At 52.6% G+C, this 2,774-nt stretch carries 2 protein-coding genes; both read right to left on the reverse strand.

Features of this window, described 5'->3' with window-relative positions; genetic code table 11:
* Window positions 1-1,171: 1,171 nt before the first annotated feature.
* Window positions 1,172-1,606 carry a hypothetical protein gene (locus GTPT_RS15685; RefSeq protein WP_025902704.1) on the reverse strand — a complete coding sequence of 145 codons (435 nt, stop codon included), beginning with the start codon at window positions 1,604-1,606 and terminating at the stop codon, window positions 1,172-1,174.
* On the reverse strand, window positions 1,603-2,307 hold the full coding sequence (locus tag GTPT_RS15690; protein WP_029991334.1) for a hypothetical protein: 705 nt from the start codon (window positions 2,305-2,307) through the stop codon (window positions 1,603-1,605). The genes GTPT_RS15685 and GTPT_RS15690 overlap by 4 nt, the downstream gene beginning before the upstream one ends.
* Between the last annotated feature and the right edge of the window lie 467 nt (window positions 2,308-2,774).

Consider the following 2,774-nt stretch of genomic DNA (forward strand, 5'->3'; position numbering starts at 1 on the left):
AGTTGTCCGTTGTTTTTCATCCCGGCACGGTGAATATTCCGTTCGCTTTATAATAAGGCATACTGCCTGTAATCCGCCGTGGGCGGCCGGGCAAAGGGCGCATGGCCGCGCCCTCTGCACTCCCGGCCCTGCGACAAGCCTGCCCGCCGCTTCGCGGTACCTTCACTCATTCATGTGTCCTTTACGGACCGGTCATGATTCGCTCCTGCTCAGCATGACCTCTCGCCGCGTCCCTGCGGCTCGTCCTGGCCACATTCATTCGCTCAGCGGTGCGATGTCGCCCGACCAACAGTGCAGTCATCCGCGGAAAAGCGGATAAGATTTTTGTCTCTGGTTTGTGGGTAATAAGTTCGTCCGTTGTTTTTCATCCCGGCACGGTGAATATTCCGTTCGCTTTGTTGTCTGGCATGCTGCCTGCACCCAGCTGCGGGCGACCGGGCAAAGGGCGCATGGCCGCGCCCTCTGCACTCCCTGCCTTGCGACAAGCCTGCCCGCCGCTCCGCGGTACCTTCACTCATTCATGTGTCCTTTACGGACCGGTCATGATTCGCTCCTGCTCGGCATGACCTCTCGCCGCGTCCCTGCGGCTCGTCCTGGACACATTCATTCGCTCAGCGGTGCGATGTCGCCCTGCCAACGATGCAAGCATCAGATAAGAAGACATTTTCCGTATTTTAAAAGACTAAACACGGGGACCACTGCCCGGAGAGCAGGTTTTGGGGCGCTATCCGCAGCGCCGAACGCAGAGTGACGGCCAGGCTGAGCCGGCAGGGACGCCGGCGAAAGCACGGTTGAGCCAGGACGGCGAATCCGGGCGGGCCGTCAGGCCGGAGCGATAAGTGAGGGGACAGCGAGGACCTTCGCCAGGCGCGGATTGTTAAGGCCCGCGCCTTCGGGCCTTAATCCGGCCGCTGCCACGCGGCAACTGCAACTACTTCACGTATGACGGGCGGAATCTGCTCAGAGCGGATACACGGGAAACAGGATAATTTGTTTGTGTCAGCACGGTGAATATTCCGTTCGCTTTGTGGTAAGGCTTGCTGCCTGCATCCCGCTGCGGGCGACCGGGCAATCATCAGATAAGAAGACATTTTTCGTATTTTAAAAGACTAAACACGGGGACAACTGCCCTGATAAAATGATCTCCAGAGGATCATTCTCTGTGTCCGGCTTATTGGCTTGAATATAAACGCCGATATATCTGCACAAACACCCCTGTTTGAGAATGAATATTGCCGACCGTAACCTCATCATTGGTCGCCCGACTTTTCCAACACTCGGCTTCAACATCACAAGACGCCCGGGGCTCATACCCCTCTGATTTCAGGTAGTCCCTGATACTCCGGGTGTCAGAAACACCATAAAACTTCACAGTGAAGACATTAGCTTCTGTGCCTGTAATCCTCCCAAATTCAAATTTATAATCACTTGATACCCTTGGCATTTTTTTTAATAATTCCGGGGTGTAATATTCATACTGGCGTTGATTTTCCCTGGTATAATATGCGCTGCTGGCAAATTCCATCCTGATATACGGCCAGCCAATAACCAGGCCAATACCAACTATGCCAATCACCCCAATCAGAGCGACGCCAGACTTCCTCATAATCCCATCCTGCTATTGCTGGAACCCAGTACCACAAACGTCCTGTCATGCCGGGGAAGTATCACGTTTCCGGACAGAAAGTCGTTATAAGGAATTACCGTTCTCATGAACAGCGGTAACTCCCCTTTACGGGGCCGGGAATTTGGGGATCTTTCCGGGTCGGGGAACAACAGAGGTTGAAACGTTTTGTTCTTCCAGTTACCGATTTTGCCGTAGTAATCCCAGCGTTTCAGAGCGTCCTCCCTGCTTACAGGCCGGAGCTGAGGAAAAGGATCCTGAATCGATACCACACGGTAAAACCCCAACAGATCGGAGACCAAATCCTCACCGCTGAAACCGCTATCCGTCACTAAGTTATTGGGAAACATCTCCTGGAATGCCTCAAACTTGCATGCCATCGTCATCATCATCGCCAGGGCAATGCTTTTCTGTTCCCGGTAAGGTCGCCCTCTACGGATACGCCAGGTCATCACCTTACCTGAACGGATCAATCCAAAAGGTGACGTCATTCCCTGTGCATACCTGACATCATAAAATTCCTTCCCTGATGATTCACCCTGTGACATTAATCGCAAAAGATCCCGAATGTCCGAGCCCCAGGCATGCCCCAGGTCTACCCAGCCAAGTACTTCCGTATAAACTATCCCGTACTTTGCTGTGCTTGCCTCTCTGCCATCAATAATTTCTGATCGCTTACTCATCCTGAGTGTCCTTTCCCTATGTTCGTTCTGTCTGCATCTCACTTACTGCGTTTACCGCTTCAGGCTCTTACAGACTCAAACAACTCCTCTTACCAAAAGTTCGCCAGAATCGAACGCCGAAAATTGTCCAGACATGCATGACTATGCACCAGGCCGACTGATGGAAGGCTTCAGTATGGATCCAGACCAGGAGACACGAAAGTAGCATCAGGCCTGGCAGAAAACAGTGAACAGAGACGCAATTTATTACGTCACCTATCGCCGCGTCGGTACGTAGTTCCGCGGGAAAGCGGAAGATTTTTCGTTAGCCGGTCTGCGGGTTTTAAACTCACCTGTTATTTTTATCTCAGACCGTGAATATTCCGTTCGCTTTGTAATAAGGCTTGCTGCCTGCATCCCGCTGCGGGCGACCGGGCAACGGTGCAAACATCACCGGAAAAGCGGAATGTGGTTTTGTTTTAAAACCG

Origin of the sequence: Tatumella ptyseos ATCC 33301 (assembly GCF_000735525.1) — a bacterium.
Classification (GTDB): domain Bacteria; phylum Pseudomonadota; class Gammaproteobacteria; order Enterobacterales; family Enterobacteriaceae; genus Tatumella; species Tatumella ptyseos.

Bases quoted from the DNA above. Each gene is read 5' to 3' on its own strand.
- GTPT_RS15685 (WP_025902704.1), bottom strand. From the start codon at position 1,606: ATGAGGAAGTCTGGCGTCGCTCTGATTGGGGTGATTGGCATAGTTGGT.
- GTPT_RS15690 (WP_029991334.1), bottom strand. From the start codon at position 2,307: ATGAGTAAGCGATCAGAAATTATTGATGGCAGAGAGGCAAGCACAGCA.